Source organism: Kosakonia sp. MUSA4 (genome assembly GCF_013085925.1).
Taxonomy (GTDB): domain Bacteria; phylum Pseudomonadota; class Gammaproteobacteria; order Enterobacterales; family Enterobacteriaceae; genus Kosakonia; species Kosakonia sacchari_B.
This window is the reverse complement of sequence record NZ_CP025697.1, coordinates 200,741-207,902: the sequence shown is the minus strand read 5'-3', so window position 1 is coordinate 207,902 and position 7,162 is coordinate 200,741. Positions and strand designations below refer to the sequence as shown.

Here is a 7,162-nt window from a genome sequence, read left to right as displayed (position 1 = left end):
TGGCAGGCTATCAGGCAAAGTTAAAGGCGCGGGGCATGACACAAAGTATGTCGCGCAAAGGAAACTGCCTGGATAATGCAGTGATGGAGAACTTCTTCGGTACGCTGAAATCGGAGTGTTTTTATCTGAGCAGGTGGGACAGTGTCAACGAACTGAGAAAGGCGATAGAGGAATACATCTGTTACTACAACAACAAGCGGATAAGCCTGAAATTAAAAGGCCTGAGTCCGGTAGAGTACCGAACCCAGGCCCTGAAAGCCGCTTAACATGAACTGTCCAACTTTATGGGGTCAGTCCAGGTGCCGGGCATCAACATTAGCGGTCGTCTTTATTATCCAGCCGATTACGCTGATCGTCTTTGCGCTGATACTCGCCTTCAAATGTCTGGCCCGCATCGCCTCCAGCCGAAAAACCGCCGCCCGGCATCCGCGAAAAGCGCAGATGCGGCATCAGCTTCAGCGTCAGGTGTTTTTGTACCGGCGGCAACAGCAGCAGCAGACCGAGGAAGTCGGTAAAGAACCCCGGCAGCACCAGCAACAGACCAGAAATGATCAGCGATACGCTTTTGATCATCTCCGCCGCCGGGCTTTCACCCGCCGCCATTTTTTGCTGCATCAGCATGAAATTCTTAAAGCCCTGGTTACGCACCAGCGACATACCAATCACTGAGGTAAAGAGCACCAGAATGAGCGTCATCAGGACGCCAAAAACATGGGCAACCTGAATAAAGATCGATATCTCAATGTAGACGTATAAGAAAAAAGCAATAAACGGTATCCAGCGCACTGGCTTCTCCTGTGAAAAAAACAGACGCCCTGTGGCGTCTGTCAGTAAGGGTTTGCGAATCGCATAGTCCTGAGATGGCGGCAGATCGAAAAAATTCAATTTCCCCCGCGATGTAAAGTTTTGTCTGTTACGAAGCGGTGACACATTTCACATATTATTAATAATGATGCATTCACGAGGATAATAAGTGATCGAGATTACGGCATTTGATCATAGCCAGCATATAATCTCGGGTATCCGGCCGATTAAGGGCATAATCGTCGGTCGAAAAAGACACATATCCACATAAATACTGTGTGTTTGGTGTATTCATTCGTAGCTTGCAAAAGAAGGTTCACATGTTAAACAACATTCGTATCGAAGAAGATTTGTTGGGTACCAGGGAAGTGCCAGCGGATGCCTATTATGGCGTGCATACTCTGAGAGCGATTGAAAACTTTTATATCAGCAACAGCAAAATCAGTGACATCCCTGAATTTGTCCGTGGCATGGTAATGGTAAAAAAAGCGGCTGCCCTGGCGAATAAAGAGCTGCAAACCATTCCTAAAAATATCGCGAACGCTATCGTTGCCGCATGTGATGAGGTCCTGAACAATGGCAAATGTATGGATCAATTCCCGGTAGATGTTTATCAGGGCGGCGCGGGTACTTCCGTCAACATGAACACCAACGAAGTGCTGGCCAACATTGGGCTTGAACTGATGGGCCACCAGAAAGGCGACTACCAGTTCCTCAACCCGAACGATCATGTCAACAAATGCCAGTCCACGAACGATGCCTATCCTACCGGGTTCCGCATCGCGGTGTATGCTTCCATCGTTAAGCTGATTGATGCCATCAAACAACTCGGTGAAGGTTTTGAAAACAAAGCCGTGGAGTTCAAGGATATCCTGAAAATGGGCCGTACCCAGTTGCAGGACGCGGTACCGATGACCCTCGGTCAGGAATTTCACGCCTTCAATGTGCTGCTGAATGAAGAGACCAAAAACCTGCTGCGCACCGCTGAACTGCTGCTGGAAGTGAACCTCGGCGCTACCGCCATCGGTACTCGCCTCAACACGCCGGACGGTTATCAGCAACTGGCGGTGCAGAAACTGGCGGAAGTAAGCAATCTGCCGGTCGTTCCGGCGGAAGACCTGATTGAAGCCACTTCCGACTGCGGCGCGTACGTGATGGTACACAGCTCGCTGAAACGTCTGGCGGTGAAACTCTCCAAAATTTGTAATGACCTGCGTCTGCTCTCCTCCGGGCCGCGCGCCGGGCTGAATGAAATCAACCTGCCGGAGTTGCAGGCGGGTTCGTCGATCATGCCAGCCAAAGTGAACCCGGTGGTGCCGGAAGTGGTGAATCAGGTGTGCTTTAAAGTGATCGGCAACGATACCACCGTCACCATGGCCTCCGAAGCGGGCCAGTTGCAGTTGAACGTGATGGAGCCGGTGATTGGCCAGGCCATGTTTGAGTCAATCCATATTCTCACCAACGCCTGCTACAACCTGCTGGAAAAATGCATCAACGGCATCACGGCCAACAAAGCAGTGTGCGAAGGCTACGTCTACAACTCCATCGGCATCGTGACCTACCTCAACCCGTTTATCGGCCATCACAACGGCGATATCGTCGGTAAGATTTGCGCCGAAACGGGGAAAAGCGTGCGGGAAGTGGTTTTGGAGCGCGGACTGCTGACCGAGACGGAACTGGATGATATATTTTCCGCGCAAAACTTAATGCATCCGGCCTATAAAGCAAAACGTTATACCGATGAAAGTGAACAATAAATTCAGCACGTAAATACATAAAAGGCACGTCGTGAGTGACGTGCCTTTTTTCTTATGGATAGTAACTAAAATATAACGATTCGATATCACTTAGTTAAACAAGGAAGCCAATTATGTTTGCAGCAGAGCTTGTCCTCGTCTTATTAGCCATCTACCTGGGCGCCCGGCTTGGCGGTATCGGCATTGGGTTTGCGGGTGGCCTTGGCGTTCTTGTCCTGACCCTGTTCTTTCAAATCCCGCCTGGCGTCATTCCCTTCGACGTCATCGAAATCATCATGGCCGTTATTGCCGCTATCGCCGCGATGCAGGTGGCGGGCGGTATGGATTATCTGGTGAGCCTGGCTGAACGCATGCTGCGCAGCCACCCGAAGTACATCACCTTTCTTGCCCCGCTGGTCACCTGGTTTATGACGATCCTTGCCGGAACCGGGCACACCGCATTCTCGACGCTGCCGGTGATTACCGAAGTGGCGAAAGAGCAAGGAATTCGCCCGTCGCGTCCGCTGTCGATTGCCGTGGTCGCCTCACAAATCGCCATTACGGCCTCGCCCATTTCTGCCGCCGTGGTCTTTTTTGCCGGTATCCTCGAACCGCTGGGCGTCAGTTACCTGACGCTGCTGGCGATCTGTATTCCTGTTACGCTGATTGCCGTGATGATCACCGCCGTGGTGTGTAACTTCCTCGGCTGCGAGCTGAAAGATGATCCTGTGTACCAGGAGCGTCTGGCGAAAGGTGAAGTGAAGCTGCGCGGCAGCCAGGTATTTGAACTGAAACCCCACGCTAAACGCTCGGTGCTGCTGTTCCTGATTGGTATTGTGGCGGTGATGCTGTATGCCACTGCAATCAGCCCAACCGTGGGGCTTATTACCCACCCCGTACTGCCGCGTAACGAAGCGATTGTGGTGTTTATGCTGACCATCGCAACGCTGATTTGCCTGACCTGCAAAATCGACACCGGCGAAATACTGAACGCCAGTACCTTTAAATCGGGTATGAGCGCCTGTATCTGCGTGCTGGGCGTCGCCTGGCTGGGCGATACGTTCGTAAAACACCACATCGAAGACATCCAGGTGGTTGCCGGTGACTTATTGCATAACTATCCGTGGCTGCTGGCCGTGGTACTGTTTTTCGCCGCGACACTGCTCTACTCGCAGGCAGCAACCACTAAAGCGCTGATGCCTGCCGCGCTGCTGCTGGGCGTTTCGCCGCTGACCGCCGTGGCATCGTTTGCGGCGGTCTCCGCGCTGTTTGTGCTGCCCACTTACCCCACTCTGCTGGCGGCGGTTGAGATGGACGATACCGGTTCAACGCGCATCGGCAGGTTCGTGTTTAACCATCCGTTCCTCATTCCGGGCGTGATCGCCATTGCCCTGTGCGTCATTCTGGGCTTCATCTTTGGCGGCATCCTGTTGTAAAAGTCCTTAAAATCGGGTCGCCCGGCGGCCCGATCCTTTTCCTTCGCGTGGTATAGTCGGTACTTTCGCTGCTACGAGGTTGACGATGAACACGCCTGATGCCGTTGTTGTACTCTGCACTGCCCCGGATGAAGCCACTGCCCAGGATCTGGCCGCCAAAGTGCTGGCCGATAAGCTTGCTGCCTGTGTCACTATTCTGCCGGGAGCGACGTCGCTCTATTACTGGGAAGGTAAACTGGAGCAGGAGTACGAAGTTCAGCTACTGCTGAAAACTGACGTCGCGCATCTGGAAGATCTTTTCGCCTGCATTAAATCGCACCACCCGTACCAGACCCCTGAACTACTGGCTTTGCCCGTTACCCACGGAGATTACGATTACCTCTCATGGCTCAACGCATCTTTACGCTGATCCTGCTGCTGTGCAGCACATCCGCCTTTGCGGGATTATTCGACGCGCCTGGTCGCTCCAGTTTTGTCCCTGCCGATCAGGCGTTTGTTTTTGATTTTCAGCAACATCAGCACGACCTTACGCTCAACTGGCAGGTGAAAGAGGGTTACTACCTTTACCGCCAACAAATTCGCGTCACCCCGAATCAGGCTCGCATTGGCACGCTGGCGTTGCCAGGCGGGGAGATGCATGAAGATGAGTTCTACGGCAAAACCGAGATCTACCGCCAGCAACTCACGCTACCGCTTGACGTTACGCAGGCGACGAAAGGCGCGACGCTGACGGTGACTTATCAGGGCTGCGCCGACGCCGGGTTCTGCTATCCGCCGGAAACCAAAATCGTGCCGTTGATGGAGGTTGCCGCCGCGCAATCCACCGCGCCAGCGCCCGCCGAAAAACCGGTTACAGCAAACGATACGCCTGCGGCCTCGCTGCCTTTTTCCGCGCTCTGGGCGCTGCTTATCGGTATTGGCATCGCGTTTACCCCTTGCGTGCTGCCGATGTATCCGCTGATTTCCGGCATTGTGCTGGGCGGTAAACAGCGCCTGTCCACCACGCGCGCGTTGCTGCTGGCGTTTATCTACGTACAGGGAATGGCGCTAACCTACACCGCGCTGGGGCTAGTTGTCGCCGCTGCCGGGTTATCGTTTCAGGCGACATTACAACATCCTTACGTGCTGATTGGGCTCTCTGTGCTCTTTAGCCTGCTGGCGCTGTCGATGTTCGGCCTGTTTACCCTGCAACTGCCGTCCGCACTGCAAACCCGTTTAACGCTGTGGAGTAACCGCCAGCAGGGCGGATCGCCTGGCGGCGTGTTCGCCATGGGCGCAATCGCCGGGCTGATTTGTTCGCCCTGCACCACCGCGCCGCTGAGCGCCATCCTGCTCTATATCGCGCAGAGCGGTAATCTGTGGCTCGGCGGCGGCACACTTTATCTTTATGCGTTGGGCATGGGTTTACCCCTGATCCTGGTAACGGTGTTCGGCAACCGGCTGCTGCCGAAAAGCGGGCCGTGGATGGAGCAGGTCAAAATCGCCTTTGGTTTTGTCATCCTCGCCCTGCCCGTCTTTCTGCTGGAGCGCGTGCTGGGCGATACATGGGGATTGCGGCTGTGGTCGCTGCTGGGTCTGGCGTTTTTTGCCTGGGCGTTTATTTCCAGCCTCAACGTGACGCGCCCGGTAATACGGGTCGTGCAAATTGCCCTGCTCGGCGCTGCGCTGGTGTGTGCTCGTCCGTTGCAGGACTGGGCATTTGGCGCGCCCGCCGTACAGACGCACTCGCCGCTGGCGTTTACCCCGATCCAGACCGTTGATGATCTGAACAAGGCGCTGGCCCGGGCTAAAGGTCGGCCGGTAATGCTGGATCTTTATGCGGATTGGTGCGTAGCCTGTAAAGAGTTCGAGAAGTACACCTTCAGTGACCCGCAAGTGCAGGCGGCGCTGAAAGAGAGCGTATTACTGCAGGCCAACGTGACGGCGAACAATGCGCATGATGCCGCGCTGCTGCGCCAGTTGAATGTGCTTGGGCTGCCGACGATCCTCTTTTTCGACGCGCAAGGCGTCGAGCAGCCCGCCGACCGGGTGACCGGTTTTATGGATGCGGCAACCTTTGCCGCGCATTTGCGCAATCGCACCCCATAAACAACACTGTTTGGGGAGCTCGCTTCAGATAACGGAGGAGAACACCGTGCAACGCGAAGACGTTTTGAGCCAGACTTTGCAATTACTTGAGCTTAAAGGGATTGCCGAAACCACTCTTGAAATGGTTGCCGATCGCATCGACTATCCCCTCGACGAGCTGCGCCGTTTCTGGCCGGATAAAGAAGCCCTGCTCTATGATGCGCTGCGTTATCTGAGCCAGCAAATTGATGCCTGGCGCAGACAGCTGCTGTTGGATGAGACGCTGACTCATGAGCAGAAGCTGCTGGCGCGCTACGGCGCGTTGACTGAATGCGTCAGCAACAACCGCTATCCCGGCTGTTTGTTTATCGCCGCGTGTACTTTCTTTCCCGATCCCGGACACCCAATCCATCAACTGGCGGATCAGCAAAAGCGCGATGCTTACGACTTTACGCACGAGGTGCTGACGCAGTTGGAAGTTGACGATCCGGCGATGGTGGCTAAGCAGATGGAGCTGGTGCTGGAAGGTTGCCTGAGCAGGATGCTGGTTAAGCGCAGCCAGGCCGATGTCGATACGGCGCAGCGGCTGGCGGAAGATATTCTGCGTTTCGCCTGTTGCCGCCAGGGCGGCGCGTTAACCTGATTTCGCTGCGCAATCGCCCTGATTGCCGCAAACTTGAGCAACTGAATAGCATTTTTAGAAATAAGGTTGACGCCTTAAGACGATTAGGGTTTAATGCGCCCCGTTGCCCGGATAGCTCAGTCGGTAGAGCAGGGGATTGAAAATCCCCGTGTCCTTGGTTCGATTCCGAGTCCGGGCACCACTATTTAAAGAACCCAGCCTATGGCTGGGTTTTTGCTTTTCTGTTTCCGGACTCTCCATCGAACTCCGTTCGATTATTCGCCGCAGGCGGCTCACCCCTTCGGGGCCAGCGCGACAAGCGCGCTGTTCAACGCCTGACGGCGTTAGTCCGGGTCCGGGCACCACTTATTCAGAGAACCCGCCCAAAAGGCGGGTTTTTGCTTTTCTGCTTACAGGCGGCAAACTGCTGATGCCCGTTATTTCCATCATGTAAACCTCCCCGGTGGATTCATCACCACAAGGCTTTGTCCGGTCCG

Annotated in this window: 7 protein-coding genes and 1 tRNA gene; 7 read left to right on the top strand and 1 reads right to left on the bottom strand. The window is 54.6% G+C overall.

The window, feature by feature from the left end; all coding sequences use genetic code 11:
* Positions 1 to 266, top strand: a 266-nt coding sequence (locus C0557_RS00925) for an IS3 family transposase (RefSeq protein WP_208657189.1), incomplete at its 5' end; no start/stop codon positions are given.
* Between the two features lie 49 nt (positions 267 to 315).
* Here the strand turns inward: C0557_RS00925 and C0557_RS00920 are convergent.
* The gene (locus C0557_RS00920; RefSeq protein WP_043955499.1) at positions 316 to 786 is read right to left on the bottom strand and encodes an FxsA family protein; all 471 of its coding nucleotides are present in this window, start codon (positions 784 to 786) and stop codon (positions 316 to 318) included.
* Between the two features lie 338 nt (positions 787 to 1,124).
* Between C0557_RS00920 and aspA the strand changes: the two genes are divergently transcribed.
* From aspA to C0557_RS00890, 6 genes are all read left to right on the top strand, one after another.
* Entirely contained in the window at positions 1,125 to 2,561 is a 1,437-nt protein-coding gene (gene aspA, locus C0557_RS00915) for an aspartate ammonia-lyase (RefSeq protein WP_208657188.1), read from the top strand.
* Between the two features lie 113 nt (positions 2,562 to 2,674).
* Positions 2,675 to 3,976, top strand: coding sequence for an anaerobic C4-dicarboxylate transporter (locus tag C0557_RS00910; protein WP_074780369.1), 1,302 nt, complete (start codon positions 2,675 to 2,677; stop codon positions 3,974 to 3,976).
* Positions 3,977 to 4,061: 85 nt separating this feature from the next.
* Positions 4,062 to 4,385, top strand: coding sequence for a divalent cation tolerance protein CutA (gene cutA / locus C0557_RS00905; RefSeq protein ID WP_007372702.1), 324 nt, complete (start codon positions 4,062 to 4,064; stop codon positions 4,383 to 4,385).
* A complete protein-coding gene (locus C0557_RS00900; RefSeq protein WP_208657187.1) occupies positions 4,361 to 6,064 on the top strand; it encodes a protein-disulfide reductase DsbD in 1,704 nt (567 codons plus the stop codon). Before cutA ends, C0557_RS00900 begins: the two co-directional genes overlap by 25 nt.
* A gap of 46 nt (positions 6,065 to 6,110) precedes the next feature.
* Complete coding sequence (locus C0557_RS00895) at positions 6,111 to 6,686, top strand: transcriptional regulator (protein WP_043955506.1); 576 nt, start codon at positions 6,111 to 6,113, stop codon at positions 6,684 to 6,686.
* Positions 6,687 to 6,791: 105 nt separating this feature from the next.
* Positions 6,792 to 6,867, top strand: a tRNA-Phe gene (locus C0557_RS00890).
* Positions 6,868 to 7,162 lie beyond the last annotated feature (295 nt).

Bases quoted from the DNA above. Each gene is read 5' to 3' on its own strand.
- aspA (WP_208657188.1), top strand. From the start codon at position 1,125: ATGTTAAACAACATTCGTATCGAAGAAGATTTGTTGGGTACCAGGGAA.
- C0557_RS00910 (WP_074780369.1), top strand. From the start codon at position 2,675: ATGTTTGCAGCAGAGCTTGTCCTCGTCTTATTAGCCATCTACCTGGGC.
- cutA (WP_007372702.1), top strand. From the start codon at position 4,062: ATGAACACGCCTGATGCCGTTGTTGTACTCTGCACTGCCCCGGATGAA.
- C0557_RS00900 (WP_208657187.1), top strand. From the start codon at position 4,361: ATGGCTCAACGCATCTTTACGCTGATCCTGCTGCTGTGCAGCACATCC.